This window comes from Arthrobacter sp. TmtSoilC77 (assembly GCF_059739415.1).
In genome coordinates, this window is record NZ_AP046050.1 from 2,535,215 (window position 1) to 2,549,720 (window position 14,506).

At 62.0% G+C, this 14,506-nt stretch carries 17 protein-coding genes; 9 read left to right on the top strand and 8 right to left on the bottom strand.

Annotated features, from left to right (window positions below):
* Position 1: 1 nt before the first annotated feature.
* The 4 genes from sufD to AC6I99_RS11650 are packed head-to-tail and all read left to right on the top strand — an operon-like array spanning position 2 to position 2,866.
* Positions 2-1,315 carry a Fe-S cluster assembly protein SufD gene (gene sufD, locus AC6I99_RS11635; protein ID WP_309926168.1) on the top strand — a complete coding sequence of 438 codons (1,314 nt, stop codon included), beginning with the start codon at positions 2-4 and terminating at the stop codon, positions 1,313-1,315.
* Between the two features lie 18 nt (positions 1,316-1,333).
* The gene (locus tag AC6I99_RS11640; RefSeq protein ID WP_497945057.1) at positions 1,334-1,690 is read left to right on the top strand and encodes a non-heme iron oxygenase ferredoxin subunit; all 357 of its coding nucleotides are present in this window, start codon (positions 1,334-1,336) and stop codon (positions 1,688-1,690) included.
* Between the two features lie 44 nt (positions 1,691-1,734).
* Positions 1,735-2,520, top strand: coding sequence for a Fe-S cluster assembly ATPase SufC (gene sufC, locus AC6I99_RS11645; protein WP_224090246.1), 786 nt, complete (start codon positions 1,735-1,737; stop codon positions 2,518-2,520).
* 13 nt (positions 2,521-2,533) lie between these two features.
* Positions 2,534-2,866: a metal-sulfur cluster assembly factor gene (locus AC6I99_RS11650; RefSeq protein WP_021470428.1), complete on the top strand. Its 333-nt coding sequence runs from the start codon at positions 2,534-2,536 to the stop codon at positions 2,864-2,866.
* 90 nt (positions 2,867-2,956) lie between these two features.
* On the opposite strand, the gene ypfJ is transcribed toward AC6I99_RS11650, so the two are convergent.
* The gene (gene ypfJ, locus AC6I99_RS11655) at positions 2,957-3,856 is read right to left on the bottom strand and encodes a KPN_02809 family neutral zinc metallopeptidase (RefSeq protein ID WP_497945056.1); all 900 of its coding nucleotides are present in this window, start codon (positions 3,854-3,856) and stop codon (positions 2,957-2,959) included.
* Positions 3,857-3,917: 61 nt separating this feature from the next.
* Here ypfJ and AC6I99_RS11660 point away from each other — a divergent pair, with 61 nt between their 5' ends.
* A complete protein-coding gene (locus tag AC6I99_RS11660) occupies positions 3,918-5,309 on the top strand; it encodes a class I adenylate-forming enzyme family protein (protein ID WP_497945055.1) in 1,392 nt (463 codons plus the stop codon).
* Positions 5,281-6,519 carry a thiolase family protein gene (locus AC6I99_RS11665; protein WP_497945054.1) on the top strand — a complete coding sequence of 413 codons (1,239 nt, stop codon included), beginning with the start codon at positions 5,281-5,283 and terminating at the stop codon, positions 6,517-6,519. Before AC6I99_RS11660 ends, AC6I99_RS11665 begins: the two co-directional genes overlap by 29 nt.
* A gap of 57 nt (positions 6,520-6,576) precedes the next feature.
* On the opposite strand, the gene AC6I99_RS11670 is transcribed toward AC6I99_RS11665, so the two are convergent.
* From AC6I99_RS11670 to AC6I99_RS11680, 3 genes are read right to left on the bottom strand one after another with little or no spacing between them, the layout of a single operon-like run.
* Positions 6,577-7,206: an energy-coupling factor transporter transmembrane component T family protein gene (locus AC6I99_RS11670; protein ID WP_497945053.1), complete on the bottom strand. Its 630-nt coding sequence runs from the start codon at positions 7,204-7,206 to the stop codon at positions 6,577-6,579.
* A 10-nt stretch (positions 7,207-7,216) separates the two neighbouring features.
* The gene (locus tag AC6I99_RS11675; protein WP_497945052.1) at positions 7,217-7,969 is read right to left on the bottom strand and encodes an energy-coupling factor ABC transporter ATP-binding protein; all 753 of its coding nucleotides are present in this window, start codon (positions 7,967-7,969) and stop codon (positions 7,217-7,219) included.
* Positions 7,970-8,002: 33 nt separating this feature from the next.
* The gene (locus AC6I99_RS11680; RefSeq protein ID WP_223946046.1) at positions 8,003-8,617 is read right to left on the bottom strand and encodes a biotin transporter BioY; all 615 of its coding nucleotides are present in this window, start codon (positions 8,615-8,617) and stop codon (positions 8,003-8,005) included.
* A 277-nt stretch (positions 8,618-8,894) separates the two neighbouring features.
* Between AC6I99_RS11680 and AC6I99_RS11685 the strand changes: the two genes are divergently transcribed.
* Complete coding sequence (locus AC6I99_RS11685) at positions 8,895-10,493, top strand: ABC-F family ATP-binding cassette domain-containing protein (protein WP_224090256.1); 1,599 nt, start codon at positions 8,895-8,897, stop codon at positions 10,491-10,493.
* A gap of 34 nt (positions 10,494-10,527) precedes the next feature.
* Here AC6I99_RS11685 and AC6I99_RS11690 read toward each other — a convergent pair whose 3' ends face one another.
* Genes AC6I99_RS11690 through AC6I99_RS11705 form a run of 4 tightly spaced genes read right to left on the bottom strand, consistent with a single transcriptional unit; the run spans position 10,528 to position 12,642 of the window.
* The gene (locus AC6I99_RS11690; protein WP_497960993.1) at positions 10,528-11,013 is read right to left on the bottom strand and encodes a YbaK/EbsC family protein; all 486 of its coding nucleotides are present in this window, start codon (positions 11,011-11,013) and stop codon (positions 10,528-10,530) included.
* Complete coding sequence (locus AC6I99_RS11695; RefSeq protein ID WP_497960994.1) at positions 10,997-11,869, bottom strand: SURF1 family cytochrome oxidase biogenesis protein; 873 nt, start codon at positions 11,867-11,869, stop codon at positions 10,997-10,999. Before AC6I99_RS11695 ends, AC6I99_RS11690 begins: the two co-directional genes overlap by 17 nt.
* On the bottom strand, positions 11,870-12,145 hold the full coding sequence (locus tag AC6I99_RS11700) for a hypothetical protein (protein ID WP_224090264.1): 276 nt from the start codon (positions 12,143-12,145) through the stop codon (positions 11,870-11,872). It lies immediately after the preceding gene.
* Entirely contained in the window at positions 12,142-12,642 is a 501-nt protein-coding gene (locus AC6I99_RS11705) for a DUF3099 domain-containing protein (RefSeq protein WP_497945051.1), read from the bottom strand. Before AC6I99_RS11705 ends, AC6I99_RS11700 begins: the two co-directional genes overlap by 4 nt.
* A gap of 153 nt (positions 12,643-12,795) precedes the next feature.
* Between AC6I99_RS11705 and AC6I99_RS11710 the strand changes: the two genes are divergently transcribed.
* Positions 12,796-13,521 (top strand): beta-ketoacyl-ACP reductase, encoded by a 726-nt coding sequence (locus tag AC6I99_RS11710; RefSeq protein WP_309926143.1) that lies wholly within the window; start codon positions 12,796-12,798, stop codon positions 13,519-13,521.
* 125 nt (positions 13,522-13,646) lie between these two features.
* The gene (locus AC6I99_RS11715; RefSeq protein ID WP_224164377.1) at positions 13,647-14,399 is read left to right on the top strand and encodes an SDR family oxidoreductase; all 753 of its coding nucleotides are present in this window, start codon (positions 13,647-13,649) and stop codon (positions 14,397-14,399) included.
* Positions 14,400-14,506 lie beyond the last annotated feature (107 nt).

Below are 14,506 nucleotides of genomic sequence, written 5' to 3' on the forward strand. Positions count from 1 at the left end.
AATGACTGATATCACTACTGAAAAGGCACGCATCGGCGCGCCCTCGGCCCAGCCGTTTATCGACGGCTTCACCGAGGAAGGCGAAAACCTTTCGCCCGTAAACACCGGAACAAACACCAGCACGACGTCGGAGCAGCCTGCTGCTGGTCCGCTCGGCGGCGCATCGGTAAAGAGCCACTCGCATGGCGGCGGCGTCGGTATTCCGGACAGCTCCCGCGCCGGACGCCTCACGTCCTACAAGCTGGAGGACTTCAAGCCCCTGACCGGTCTTGAAGAAGACTGGCGTTTCACACCGCTGAAGCGCCTGCGCGGCCTCCACACCGAGGTCCTTGACGGTGCAGCTCCCGCTGTCAGCGTGACTGCACCTTCCGGCGTCGTTGTCGAAACGGTTGGCCGCGAGGATCAGCGGATCGGCCAGGCAGCAATTCCCGAAGACCGCGTGTCCGCCAACGGTTGGGAGAACTTCACCGAGGCTACAGTTGTCACGGTTCCGGCTGAGCTCCAGGCCGAGGGCGAAGTTTCCGTCCTGATCACCGGATCCGGCGAGGCTCCGGCTGCCCAGCACATCGTGATTGTGGCAGAGCGTTTCTCCAAGGCTGTTGTTGTGTTGGACCACCAGGGCACCGCGGTCGTTTCCGAGAACGTTGAAATCATCGTCGAGGATGGCGCTGAACTGACTGTCGTGTCCTTGCAGGAATGGGACGACAAAGCAGTACATGCTTCATCGCAACAGGCCAAGATCGGCCGCGACGCGAAGTTCAAGCACATTGTGGTCAGCCTTGGCGGCGACGTTGTTCGCGTTACGCCGTCCACCCGTTTCACGGCCCCTGGTGCCGACGTCGAGATGTTCGGCCTGTACTTCGCCGATGCTGGTCAGCACCTTGAGCAGCGCCTGTTTGTTGACCACGCAGTGGCCAACTGCAAGTCGCGTGTGCTGTACAAGGGCGCGCTGCAGGGCCGCAACGCCCACACTGTGTGGGTAGGCGACGTCCTGATCCGTAAGGAAGCCGAAGGCACCGACACCTATGAGGCCAACCGCAACCTGGTCCTCACGGACGGTGCACGTGCGGACTCTGTGCCGAACCTGGAAATCGAGACGGGACTCATCGAGGGTGCCGGCCACGCCAGCGCCACCGGCCGTTTCGACGACGAGCACCTGTTCTACCTCATGGCACGCGGCATTCCGGAAAAGGTTGCCCGCCGCCTGGTGGTTCGAGGCTTCCTCAACGAGATCATCCAGCAGATCAACGTCCCGGCAATCGAAGAACGCCTGACCGCAGCTGTTGAGCGCGAACTCGCCGCGACCGACAACTAGCAGACCAGGCAGGCAACCATGAGTGAACAAACCAAGGGCGAACTGGTATGCAACGCCAATGACATCCAGGTCAAGCAGGCGCTGCGCGTCCTGATCGATGACTATCCCGTAGCCATCGTGAGGGACTCGATGGGTGAGATCCATGCCATCGGCGATACCTGCTCGCACGCGGACATCTCGTTGTCCGAAGGCGAGATTGACGGCTGTGCGATTGAGTGCTGGGGGCACGGTTCCCAGTTCGACCTCCGCAGCGGACAGCCTCTCCAGCTGCCTGCCTACGACCCCGTTCCCGTTTTCGCCGTCACCATCGATGGTGACGACGTCTACGTGGACGTGACCAACATTGTGAACGGTGCTTCGGTAGATAACTACTGAGCGCCCGGTATCACCAGACTTACGAACGGAAAAGAAAGAAGAGCATGTCTACTCTTGAGATCAAGGACCTGCACGTCAGCATCGAGACGGAGCAGGGCACCAAGGAGATCCTGAAGGGCGTCAGCCTCACCATCAAGACCGGTGAAACGCACGCCATCATGGGCCCCAACGGCTCGGGCAAGTCCACCCTCGCTTCCACCATTGCCGGCCACCCCCGTTACACGGTAACCAGCGGCACCATCACGCTCGATGGCGAAAACGTCCTCGAAATGAGCGTTGACGAGCGCGCCCGTGCAGGCGTCTTCCTCGCCATGCAGTACCCGGTTGAGGTTCCCGGCGTCACCATGACGAACTTCCTGCGGACCGCCAAGACGGCGATCGACGGCGAAGCACCCGCCCTTCGCACGTGGACCAAGGACGTCAAGGCTGCCATGCAGCAGCTGCGCATCGACGCCGACTTCGCACAGCGCAACGTCAACGAAGGCTTCTCCGGTGGAGAGAAGAAGCGCGTCGAGATCCTTCAGCTCGAGCTCTTCAAGCCGAAGTTCGCGGTTCTGGATGAGACCGACTCAGGCCTGGACGTCGACGCCCTCAAGGTAGTTTCCGAAGGCGTCAACCGCGCACACGCAGAGGGCAACATGGGCACGCTGCTCATCACCCACTACACCCGCATCCTGCGCTACATCAAGCCGGACTTCGTCCACGTCTTCGTTGACGGCAAGGTCGTTGAAGAGGGCGGCCCCGAGCTCGCTGACCGCCTTGAAGAAGAAGGCTACGACCGCTACGCCGCAGGCGCCGGCGTTGCCGTTGCTCCTGCCGTACAGGCCTAGTTAGGATCGTTCCATGACCGAAATCAACGCGGCGCGCACCAGCCTCGAGGACGTCGAGGAAGCGCTCAAGGACGTCATTGACCCGGAACTCGGTGTCAATGTCGTTGACTTGGGCCTCCTCTATGGCCTGAAGTACTCGGACGAGGACGGCGCACTCCTCATCGACATGACGCTGACCACTGCGGCCTGCCCGCTGACTGACGTCCTGGAGGAGCAGGTGGGCAAGTCCCTTGACGGAATCGTCGATGACTGGCGCCTCAACTGGGTATGGATGCCGCCATGGGGTCCTGAGCGGATCACCGACGACGGCAAGGACCAGATGCGGGCCCTCGGCTTCAACATCTGATCAGCAGTTTTCGCCTTTCAAGGGCAAATAGAAATGGTTCCGGGCCAATTGGCCCGGAACCATTTCTGCATTTAACCGATAGTCCAGCAGCTACGGTGCTGCAACACCAAAGGTGTCGCATTTGTTGATGTCGCCTGTGGCGTACCCCTGGTAGAACCACTTCTGCCGCTGTTCGCTTGAGCCATGGGTCCATGACTCCGGCGAGACCCGTCCGGTTGCGGCTTCCTGGATGCGGTCATCGCCGACGGCGGACGCGGCGGACAGCGCGTCCTGCAGGTCCTGCTCGGTGAGGGGGTCAAGGAACGGCTTGCCCGTTGCAGGGTCCTTCTGGGTGGTGGCGTGGCGAACCCATAGTCCGGCGTAGCAGTCCGCCTGCAGTTCGACACGGACTGCACCGGATTGTGGTCCTTGGGGATCCTGTTGTGCCCGGTCCAGGTTGCCCAGGATGTTTTGGATGTGGTGGCCGAATTCGTGGGCCACCACATACTCCTGCGCCAGTGGACCCCCTGATGAACCAAAACGGGTCACGAGCTCATCGAAGAACCCGGGGTCGAAGTATGCCTTGGTGTCCGCCGGGCAATAGAAGGGTCCTACAGCCGTGGTGGCAGGGCCACATCCCGTATTGGTTCCCTGGTCGAAGATGACCGTTCCGGGCCGGGAGTACTGCACGTTGTATTGGGCGAGGTATTCCGGCCAGAAGGCATTAAGGCTGTTGACCGTGCCTGTGATCCGGCAGTCGAGTCGTTTATCCGCGTCCGCGCCCGTCTGGCACTCCTGCACGCCGCCGCTCCCGCCTTGCACGGCGGGAGGCTGCGTTCCGCCGCCTGTAAGGTCACCAAGGATATTGGGGTTGATTCCGAAGAGGGCCAGAAGCAGCACGACGATGCCACCACCAATCCCGCCACCTATCTTCGTCCCACGGCCCATGCCTCCGCCGCGTCGGTCTTCTACCTGGGATGGGTCAAGCTGCGCACCGTCATTGAAACTCATACAGTCAGAATAGACGTCACCGTTGGTGCCGTAGGGAGAACACTGCCGTAAAATTGCGGGGATGCCTTTCCTGGACAAAATTCAGCTCTGGGCCGATGAGCGTCCCCACGACACCGCCGTCGTTGTGGGGCGCAGCCGGCTCAACTGGGCCGAGCTCCGCGACGCCGCGGCGGGCCTGCTTGGCCATGCGATGGCCACTACTGTGCTTGCCGAGCCCAACTCCACTGACTTCATCGCCAAGTTCGCGGCGGCGGTGGCGGGGGAGCGCCGCTGTGCCGTGCTGGACCCACAGTGGCCCGCAGCAATGGTGGATGAAGTGACGTCCCGGATCGTCGACTCTTCCGTCGCATCCGGCGTCGAACTCATTGACGGGGATCCCTCCACGACGTTCCTGATTGGGCTTACGTCCGGCACCACTTCGGTGCCGAAGGCGTTCACGCGGTCCCGCCGTTCCTGGCAGGTTTCCTTCGAGGCATCGGTCGAGTTCTTTGGGCTCTCGCAGGACGACCGGACCCTGGCAGCAGGTCCGCTCTCCTCCAGCTTGAACCTCTATGCCCTGTCCGAGTGCCTGTACGCGGGCTCCGCATTCCACACGCTGGAGTCCTTCGACGTGGGTGACGCCCACGCTTCGATCAGCCATGACAACATCACCAGGCTGGTTCTTACGCCCACTATGCTTCGTTTGCTGAGTGAACGGGGCCTGGCTGGAGACGTGGATGCTTCGGGCATCCGCAGCATTGTCTGCGCGGGTTCCAAGCTCGATGGCCGTACGATGGAAGCGGCGCGCCGCTGGGCCCCGCATGCTGCCATCTTTGAATACTACGGAGCCTCCGAATTGAGCTTCGTTTCCGGCACTCGGTTGGCTGCGGGGGAACCCCTTGACGTCGGGGGTACGGGGATTGGCCGGCCTTTTCCTGGTGTGGAATTGCGGATCCTGGACGACACCGGCCGGAACCTTCCGGACGGGGAGCACGGCAACATCAGCGTCCGCAGTGGGATGGTCAGCAACGGCTACCTCTGGGGTGACGACGGCCAGGCCCTCCGCTGCTTGGACGGCTGGTACACCGTGGGGGACCAAGGCTATCTCGCCGACGGGACCCTGCACATTCTGGGACGTCGTTCGGACATGATCATCACTGCGGGGAAGAACGTGTATCCGCACGAGGTGGAACTCGCCCTCGCCTCCGTTCCGGGCATCGAAGTTGCGGTAGCAGCCGGCGCTCCGGATGACGTCCGCGGTCAAAAGGTGATTGCCGGCGTCGTTCCCGCCTACGGTGCCGTCACGGCGACGCAGCTCCGCACCGGCCTTGATGGCCTTCTCGCTCGGGACAAGTGGCCGCTGCAGTACTACGTCCTGTCCGAGTTACCCATTACGGATCGCGGTAAGGTCAGCCGGATGGTGCTACTCGACTGGATCAAAAACCATGATGCCCGGGCGCGTCCCCTTGGGTAGCGGCGTCCCCTTGGGTAGCGGCCCTTCAATGCAGGAGGTGGACGAGTCCCGCCAGCCGGTCATCATAGCGGCGTTGCGGACTCCGATCTGCCGTGCAAACGGGCAGCTGAAGCGTTTCCGGGCGCCGGACCTCCTGGCACCGGTCATCCGTTCCCTCGTCGAGTCGGCAGGCATTGATCCGGCAGGGGTGAACGACGTCATCGTGGGCAATGCTGTTGGTGGTGGTGGAAACGTGGCGCGATTCGCTGCGCTGCAGGCCGGCCTGCCCATCACGGTGCCTGGGCTCACGGTTGATCGGCAGTGTGGTTCCGGCTTGGATGCTATTGCACTTGCTGCGCGTCTGGTTGGCGCCGGTGGAGATCCGCTGTATGTGGCCGGCGGGGTGGAAAGCATCAGTACCGCTCCAGCGCGGGCCAACAGGACCGACGACGGCGGCCTGGACTTTTATTCGCGGGCCACCTTTGTGCCGCCCGGGTTTGGTGACCCCGACATGGGTGTTGCTGCGGAAAATGTGGCGCGCACGTTTGGTATCAGTCGTGAGCGGCAGGATGAGTACGCACTCCGCAGCCATCGGCGGGCACTTGAGGCTGTTGCAGCGGGCAAGCTCGCACGCGAAATCGTGCCGCTGGAAAATGGCGGGACGCTCGTCGAGGCCGACGACGGCCCCAAGCGTTCGTTGCGCGCTTCGCTGATGTCACGGTTCCCGGCAGTTTTCGTCCCTGACGGAACGGTCACGGCAGCCAACTCGTGTTTCGATGCCGACGCGGCTGCCGCCGTCGTTATAACGTCCCTGAAGCGTGCCCGGGAGATGGGCGCGGTTGACGGCTTGCTGGTTTTGGGTTGTGAAACGACGGGGGTGCATCCGGAGTTGCTCGGCATCGGGGCCGCGCATGCTGCGGAACGGTTGTTGGCTCAGCAAGGCGTGGCTGCCAATGACGTTGACCTCATCGAATTCAATGAAGCTTTTGCCTCACAGGCCATCGCTTGCCTTGATCATCTGGGCATCGATCCCGGGAAGGCCAATGCAGAGGGCGGAGCGCTGGCGCTTGGCCACGGCTACGGCGCTTCGGGGGCAGTCCTGGTGACGCGCCTGTTCACCCAGGCGCGCAGCCTGTCCGAAAACTCCGGACCCGCACCGCTGGCCTTGGCGATGATCAGCATCGCGGGGGGCATGGGCACGGCAGCCCTCCTGCGTTACGCCCGGCTCTGACCCAACGGAGTCGCATTAGAGCGCGTTTAGAGCCGTCAAAACGCGCTCAGCTGCGACCTAGTTGGGCTCGTTCGGTTCCCCGAGTCCCCGGGCGGCCAAAGCGTCGCCGGTTTGCCGCGCATAAGCGACCGTCGAGATAAAGACGGGGAGTATAAGTGCCCTTGGATTGCGTTCAAGTCCGCGGGCGCGGGCCGCATCCCTGACGTCCGAAAAGGCTCCCGCGATGAACGGGATGCTCCTGAGCATCACGGCGATGGTCAGCGCGAAACGCTCGGGATCGGCACCGAAGCGCTGGAACGGTTTGGCGAGGGAGACAACGCCGTCCAAGAGGTCCTGCACGGGTGTGGTGGCAGTTAGAACCGAGGCTGCGACGACGCACACCAGGACGTTCAGGACAATGCGTGCAGCCGTGGGGGCACCCAATTGCCACCATTGGAACAAGCCGATCACCACAAGGATGGGCGTAACCGTCCATATGGCACGCATCAGTCGGCGCAAACCGGCCCCGCTGAGCAGGAACAAGCCGCACATCAGGGCGAAGACCACCAGCGACACCGCCCAGTCGACGATCAGGAAGGACGCCGTTCCGCAGGCAGCCACTACAAGGAACTTCAGCCACAACGGGATTTGGTGGATGAGCGAGTTTCCCGGCACATAGTTTGCAATCAGGAAGCCATGGCCCCTCATAACCGGCACCTCATGACTGGCCTCTCCCCGGACGTTCGCCAAAGCCCGGGACCTCGTCGAGGGCAGTTGCGCACAGCTCCCGGTACCGTGCGACGCCTTCGGACGGCCCGCCGTCGAAGATGATGCGCCCTGAGTCCACCACCAGGACGCGGTCCATATCCAGGGCGAGGTCGAGGTCGTGCGTGGACATCATCACTTGCTGGTCCAAGCCCGCCACCGTGCGGCGAAGGAGTTCGCGGTTACGAAGATCAAGCAAGGTGGAGGGCTCATCGAGGACCAGCACTTTGGGGTCGACGGCGAGGACCGCAGCCAGGGCCAGCAACTGACGCTCGCCACCGGAGAGCTCATAGATGCTCTGGTCTGCCAAGGGCAGCAGGCCAAACCGGTCAAGAACCGCCTCGGCGCGCGTGGCCCGTTCGCGCGCGTTTTTGATGGTGCGGCGGAGCGAGAGTTCGACGTCTTCCCGCCCGGTAGGCATCACCAATTGCGACAAGGGATCTGTGAAGACGAAGCCGACGTTCGCACGAACCCTGCGCACAGCTTTGACTGTGTCATCGCCGTGGACTTCAACAGTTCCGTCGCTGGGCTCCACCAGGCCGTTCACCAGCCGCAACAGTGTGGACTTTCCGGAACCGTTGGCCCCAATGACGCCGATGCGCCGCTCCGTAAGGCTCAAGGAAACATCCTCCAGCAGGGTCTTGGACGTGCTGGTGCCGTCAATGGCCACACGAACCGAGACCCTGCTGAAGCTGATGGAGTTCATAGAGGTATTGTTTCCGACTTTGCGTGTCGCAGGCTATTTGACCCTGCGGACCAGGACATCCGGGAAGGCTTTGTGAATAGCCACAGCAATGATCACTGCAAGGACATTCTTGAGGATGTCCCCGGGGTAGAACGCCAGATCGGCAATGAAGGCTTTGGTGAAGTCCAGTTTGCCGTTGACCATCATGCCCAGGACGCCCAGGCCGTGGATGAGGACGATGCTGCTGACCATAGCTGCAGCAAACAGGAGCAGGGAGCGGTTCCGCACCGTCTTACGGATAATCAGCGCGGCCAGATAGCCCGTGGCGGCCGCCGCGAGGGGGAAGGCAATGATGTAGCCTGCCGAAGCTGTAGCGAGGATGCCCAGTCCGCTGCGGCCTCCGCTGAAGATCGGCAGCCCGGCGAGCCCAAGGAGAACATAAAGCCCGACGGCGGCGAATCCCCGCCCGGGGCCAAGCACCAGGCCGCTCAGCATCACAGTGAGGGTCACCAGGGTGATCGGCACGCCAAGGGCGCCAACCGGAATGCCGGGAACGATCGCGGATGCGGCCACAAGGGCTGCGAAGACGGCAATGAGGCCGAGGTCTGTGGCGGTCCATCGCTTACGCGAAGAGTTGCGTTCCACAGAGGCGGAGGTGGTTTGGCTCATGACGGGTCCTATCAGGAAATGCTGTGGGTGCGAGGTTGACGTTTATTTCCCCCAACAGTGAGGATACGGAGCTTGGGAACGGCCTTTTTTGGATCCTCTCCACAACCGTGGGTCTAAATTCTGTACGAGATGGCACAACGTGCCGAGCGGACAATGTGAGGTCCGGGGGAGGGCATGGTGCCGGTAGACTTGAACAGGCTGTTCTCACAGCCGTCCCCGCCGCACTACCGGGCCAACCGGTCACGCAGGCGTTCCCCATTGAAAGGCATCACCCGAATTGATTACCGTCCAGGAACTCGAACTCCGCGCCGGCGCACGCCTGCTCATGGACAAGGTCAACTTCAGGGTGGACAAAGGCGACAAAATCGGCCTTGTTGGACGCAACGGCGCCGGCAAGACCACTTTGACCCGCGTCCTCGCGGGCGAAGGCCTCCCGGCGGGCGGCAAAGTGACCCGGAGCGGTGAGATCGGCTATCTGCCGCAGGATCCCCGCACCCCGGACATGGAACAGCTCGCACGTGATCGCATCCTTTCTGCACGTGGCTTGGACGTGGTGGTGGGGAAACTGAAGAAGGCGCAGGCTGAGATGGCCAGCGAGGATGACGCCATCCAGCGCAAGGCCATGAACCGCTACGATCGCTTGGAAGCTGAGTTCCTGGCTGGCGGCGGATACGCCGCTGAAGCTGAGGCAGCCGCGATCTCCTCCAACCTTGCGCTCCCGGAACGCATCCTTAACCAGCCGCTGAAGACCCTCTCCGGTGGTCAGCGCCGTCGCGTGGAACTCGCCCGTATTCTCTATTCCTCGGCAGAAACCCTGCTCCTTGACGAACCAACCAACCACCTCGACGCCGACTCCATCACCTGGCTGCGCGACTTCCTCAAGGACCACCAGGGTGGGTTGATCGTGATCAGCCACGATGTTGAATTGTTGGAGGCCACGGTAAACAAGGTCTACCACCTTGACGCGAACAGAGCCCAGATCGACTACTACAACATGGGTTGGAAGCGCTATCTCCAACAGCGCGAAACGGATGAGAGGGCCCGCAAGCGCGAACGGGCCAACGCGGAAAAGAAGGCCCAGGTCCTCATCGACCAGGCCAACAAGATGCGCGCCAAGGCAACGAAAGCCGTCGCAGCACAGAACATGGCAAAGCGTGCTGAGCGTCTCCTTGGCGGTTTGGAAGCCGTTCGTGAAAACGATCGCGTCGCCGCCCTGCGGTTCCCGGATCCGTCACCCTGCGGCAAGACCCCGCTGACTGCCGAAGGTCTCAGCAAGTCCTACGGCTCCCTGGAGATTTTCACTGACGTGGACCTGGCGATCGATCGCGGTTCCAAAGTGGTGATCCTTGGCCTCAACGGTGCGGGCAAGACCACCCTCCTGCGAATGCTTGCAGGAGTGGACAAGCCGGACACCGGCGACATCATCCCGGGGCACGGATTGAAGGTGGGCTACTACGCCCAGGAACACGAAACCCTGGACCACGATCGCACAGTCCTTGAAAACATGCGTTCCTCCGCGCCCGACATGAAGGACGCCGAAGTCCGCGGCATTCTGGGTTCGTTCCTGTTCTCGGGTGACGATGTCGAAAAGCCGGCGGGTGTTTTGTCCGGTGGCGAGAAGACCCGGCTAGCCCTTGCAACCATCGTGGCCTCCAGCGCCAACGTGCTGCTCCTCGACGAGCCCACCAACAACCTGGACCCCGCCAGCCGCGCGGAAATCCTTGGTGCACTGAAGAACTACAGTGGCGCGGTCGTCATGGTCAGCCACGATGAGGGCGCCGTATCGGCCTTGAATCCGGAGCGCGTGGTGCTGCTTCCGGACGGTGTCGAAGACCACTGGAACGAGGACTACCTGGACCTGATCACGCTGGCGTAGGGACCGTTCACTTCTGCGTCCGCTTCGCGGCGCGCTAGCGGACCTGCAACGCCTCGGCGTTCGTTATCCTTTGCAGCTGGTCGTATGTGATGGAGAACATTGAATTGTGGTCTCCGGCGCCGGCCCATAGGACGGGGTGTTGCTTCAGCGAGACATCCAGAATCGTGCGGATGTGGTTGGGGTGACCTACCGGGGCGACACCTCCCACCTCCTGGCCGGTGTATTTGAGCACGAAATCAGGCTTCGCCCGGCGGATCTTTCCGGTGCCCAGCAGTTTGGCTACCAGCGCTGTGTCTACTCTCGCGGCTCCGCTGGCGAGGATCAGCAGGGGTTTGCCGTCGAGGTCGAAAATCAGGCTGTTGGTGATGGCTGCAACCTCGCATCCAAGGACAGAGGCGGCCGCTGCGGCCGTGGGCACCTTGTCCGTGAAGATCCGGACGGTGTCCTCAACGCCGGCCGCCGTGAGGGCCGACTTCACGTTGAGCACCGGGTCCGGAATAGCTTCAGTAACCTTGGGCATCCAGGATTGCGTCTTCCTCTTCTTCTGACGTGGGGCGCTTGTTCTTTCGGTTTGCGGGCGCACGACGTTTGGGTGGGCTACTGACGGCAATGACTTCGTCCTCGCCTTCTTCGTCCTCTTCCGCGTCGATGGCAGCATTACGCGCCTGCTGTCGGGCTGCGTAACCGAAGCCAATGAACATCAGGACGCCGAAGGCAAACCACTGCAGGGAGTATGAGAGGTGCGTGCCCTCTTCCGTGGCTGGTTTGGGGAAGGGCGTTGGCATGGGCTGGACTGCGGGGTCCTCGCTGGCCAGCTGCCCATAGGCGCCCGTCGCGATGGGATAGGGGAGTTCGCTTGCGAAGCTGGCCAGGTCAATGGATGGCAGCTGTCCGTCCACCGCACCACGGTCCAGCTTCGGTTCCGTTGGCTTGAGGCGGGCAACCACGGTGACCTCACCCACGGGAGGTGCCGGAACGACGTCGGGACGGCCGGGAGTGTTGTTGCCAATTGGCAACCAGCCGCGGTCGATTACCACCGCTTCGCCGGTGCTGAGGCGGAAAGGAACCACGACGTCGTAACCTGGCTGCCCATTCAATGGACGGTTTCGTACAACGCGCTGGCCGTTCAGGTCATAGCTACCCCGCAGCTCTACCTGGGTCCATTCGCGCTCGGGGTCCAAGGTGTGGAACTGGTCTTTGATGTCAGCGAAGGGGACTGGCGTCGCGGAGTAATTGCTGACTACGCGGTTGATCTCAGCCAGCGTCTCCGCCCGCCGATCCATCTGCCAACGGCCGAGGAACACGCATGCTGTGGCGAAGATAACGGCCAGAACAAAGTAACCCAGCCACTTGCTGGAGAACAGGAAACGATACATTCAGCGGGCCTCGCCAACGGCAGCGTCATCTGCCTCGAAAGGGATGGTCTCTTTCCAGAGGCCCCGGGTTTGAAGGTAGTCCTCAAGCCAATCGCGGTGCTCGTCGCACGAAAGCCAAACCTTCCGCCGGTCAGGGGTGTGGATGCGCGGGTTGTTCCACAGGAGTTGCCAGGCTGCGCCCTCCCGGCACCCCTTGCGGGAGCAGAGGGCAGGGCCAGTGGCGCGATCGGACTCCTGGCTGCCCAAACCGGTGCCGCCAAGGTTGAAGATGTTCATGAAGCCGCCCGTTCGTTGCCGGCATCCCCGGTCTTGGGTGTCTGGGTCGCGTCAGGCTCTGTTCCCTGACCTGCTGGCTCGTCGTCTACCAGTTCGCCTTTGAGCACAGTGATGTTGTCTGTCGATTCGTCGTAGGTGGACTGGGGCGAGCCCTCGATTTCCGCTGCTGCCACATAATCCAGGAGGGAATCGCTGTGGTCCTCGGCTTTATCGCTACCGTTCGCGATGACAACGGCTATCCAGGGAAGGAACACGGCGCCGGCCACGGCGATGATCTTGAACCAGCCGTCCACCACGAAGATCAGGATGATGCAGACCATGCGAATACCCATGGCCACTGCGTACTTGATCATGCGTTCCCGCATGTCTTCCGAGTGGGCAGCAGCGGCATCAGTGATGCTGTGGACTTCGGGGTCGCCGGAGACAGCGTCCGGATCCCCGGGCACCTGCTGCAGGGGACTGTTTTCTCGTGTCACAGCTGTATCATCACGCTCCAAAGGCTTCACTCAATTCTCTCACCAAGGCGGTAGTCGCCCAAACCGCGGGACGGGCCGGTTACCCGCGGGTTGGAGCAGGTGCCCGATAAGATCGAGGCAGGAAATCCCCTCTTCACCGCAGCACACCCATGCCGCAGAATCTGGAGCGAAAGTATGTCTGAAGCAGTATCCACCGGCCGCAGCGTCCTCATTACCGGCGGCAACAGGGGCATCGGTCTGGCCATTGCCGAGTCCTTCCTCGCAAACGGTGACAAGGTGGCAGTGACTTATCGAAGCGAATCAGAACTGCCTGAAGGCATCCTGGGAGTCAAAGCCGACGTCACGGACGAAGCCTCGATTGATGCCGCCTTCAAGACAGTAGAGGAAGCGCACGGCCCCGTGGAGGTTTTGGTTGCCAATGCTGGCATCACCAAGGACACGCTGCTCCTGCGCATGAGTGAGGACGACTTCACCTCTGTGCTGGACACGAACCTCACCGGTGCGTTCCGCGTCATTAAGCGTGCTTCCAAGGGCATGATCCGGCTCCGCAAGGGCCGCGTAGTCCTCATCTCATCGGTGTCCGGCCTGTATGGAGCTCCGGGCCAGATCAACTACTCCGCATCGAAGGCGGGCATGGTGGGCATCGCACGCTCGCTGACCCGCGAACTGGGCAGCCGGGGCATCACGGCCAACGTGGTAGCTCCCGGATTCATCAATACGGACATGACGGCAGAACTACCCGAGGAAACCCAGAAGTCGTATCTGGCAAACGTGCCGGCGGGCCGTTTCGCCGAGGCTTCCGAGGTAGCCAACGTTGTGCGTTGGGTAGCCAGCGATGAGGCCGCCTACATTTCAGGCGCTGTGATTCCGGTTGACGGCGGCCTCGGGATGGGCCACTAAAGCGGCACGCTCTGAGGCCATCAGCCAGCTTTTGTCGCGACCCGACAAAAGGGTTTGAGCCCACCACTGGCATGATGGAACCCAGGCCCGCACATTTTTAGCTGAAGTGAACAAAAGGAGCACGAATGGGAATGCTGGATAACAAGACCGCGATCGTCACGGGATCTTCCCGTGGTATCGGTGCTGAAGTCGCCAAGATCCTCGCGGGTGAGGGTGCCGCCGTCGTCGTCAACTACCGTCAGAAGGCACCGCGCGCCAACAAGGTAGTTGCTGAAATCCAGGCAGCGGGCGGCCGCGCTGCGGCTGTCGGCGCAGACCTCACTACCGATGAAGGCGTACACGCGCTTGCCAGCACCGCCATGGAACAGTTCGGTTCGCTGGATGTCCTGGTCCTGAATGCTTCCGGAGGCATGGAGTCCGGAATGGAGGAGGGTTACGCCCTCAAACTCAACCGCGATGCCCAGATCAACATGCTCAATGCGGCTGTTCCCCTCATGCGCGAAGGTTCGCGCGTCGTCTTCGTGACCAGCCACCAGGCGCATTTCGTGGAGACCGTCCCCACCATGCCTGAATACGAGCCGGTGGCAAAGAGCAAGCGGGCCGGCGAGGACGCCCTGCGTGCACTCCTGCCCGACCTTGCCGCCAAAGGCATCTCGCTGGTGGTTGTTTCCGGTGACATGATCGAGGGCACCGTCACGGCCACCTTGCTTGACCGCTCCAACCCGGGCGCCATCGAAGCCCGCCGTGCAGAAGCCGGCAAGTTGTACTCGGTTGAAGAATTTGCGGCCGAGGTCGCCAAGATGGTGACGGCCGACGTCGAATCCGGCCACACTGAATACGTGGGTGGAGCAGACTACTTCGGCAAATCTGCCGAGTAGGTATCCTGCCAAAATTTGTTGTGGCCCGGACAAGCGTCCGGGCCACAACTGTTTAACCGTTCAAATGGCAACCAAAGGTGGTGGATGACAATTTCATAAATTATTCA

Excerpts from the sequence above, each read along its gene's own strand:
- AC6I99_RS11715 (WP_224164377.1), top strand. The coding sequence starts at position 13,647 with ATGGGAATGCTGGATAACAAGACCGCGATCGTCACGGGATCTTCCCGT.
- AC6I99_RS11690 (WP_497960993.1), bottom strand. The coding sequence starts at position 11,013 with ATGCCCAAGGTTACTGAAGCTATTCCGGACCCGGTGCTCAACGTGAAG.
- AC6I99_RS11710 (WP_309926143.1), top strand. The coding sequence starts at position 12,796 with ATGTCTGAAGCAGTATCCACCGGCCGCAGCGTCCTCATTACCGGCGGC.
- AC6I99_RS11695 (WP_497960994.1), bottom strand. The coding sequence starts at position 11,869 with ATGTATCGTTTCCTGTTCTCCAGCAAGTGGCTGGGTTACTTTGTTCTG.
- AC6I99_RS11680 (WP_223946046.1), bottom strand. The coding sequence starts at position 8,617 with ATGAGCCAAACCACCTCCGCCTCTGTGGAACGCAACTCTTCGCGTAAG.
- AC6I99_RS11650 (WP_021470428.1), top strand. The coding sequence starts at position 2,534 with ATGACCGAAATCAACGCGGCGCGCACCAGCCTCGAGGACGTCGAGGAA.
- ypfJ (WP_497945056.1), bottom strand. The coding sequence starts at position 3,856 with ATGAGTTTCAATGACGGTGCGCAGCTTGACCCATCCCAGGTAGAAGAC.
- AC6I99_RS11670 (WP_497945053.1), bottom strand. The coding sequence starts at position 7,206 with ATGAGGGGCCATGGCTTCCTGATTGCAAACTATGTGCCGGGAAACTCG.
- sufD (WP_309926168.1), top strand. The coding sequence starts at position 2 with ATGACTGATATCACTACTGAAAAGGCACGCATCGGCGCGCCCTCGGCC.
- AC6I99_RS11700 (WP_224090264.1), bottom strand. The coding sequence starts at position 12,145 with ATGAACATCTTCAACCTTGGCGGCACCGGTTTGGGCAGCCAGGAGTCC.
- sufC (WP_224090246.1), top strand. The coding sequence starts at position 1,735 with ATGTCTACTCTTGAGATCAAGGACCTGCACGTCAGCATCGAGACGGAG.
- AC6I99_RS11640 (WP_497945057.1), top strand. The coding sequence starts at position 1,334 with ATGAGTGAACAAACCAAGGGCGAACTGGTATGCAACGCCAATGACATC.
- AC6I99_RS11675 (WP_497945052.1), bottom strand. The coding sequence starts at position 7,969 with ATGAACTCCATCAGCTTCAGCAGGGTCTCGGTTCGTGTGGCCATTGAC.
- AC6I99_RS11665 (WP_497945054.1), top strand. The coding sequence starts at position 5,281 with ATGATGCCCGGGCGCGTCCCCTTGGGTAGCGGCGTCCCCTTGGGTAGC.
- AC6I99_RS11660 (WP_497945055.1), top strand. The coding sequence starts at position 3,918 with ATGCCTTTCCTGGACAAAATTCAGCTCTGGGCCGATGAGCGTCCCCAC.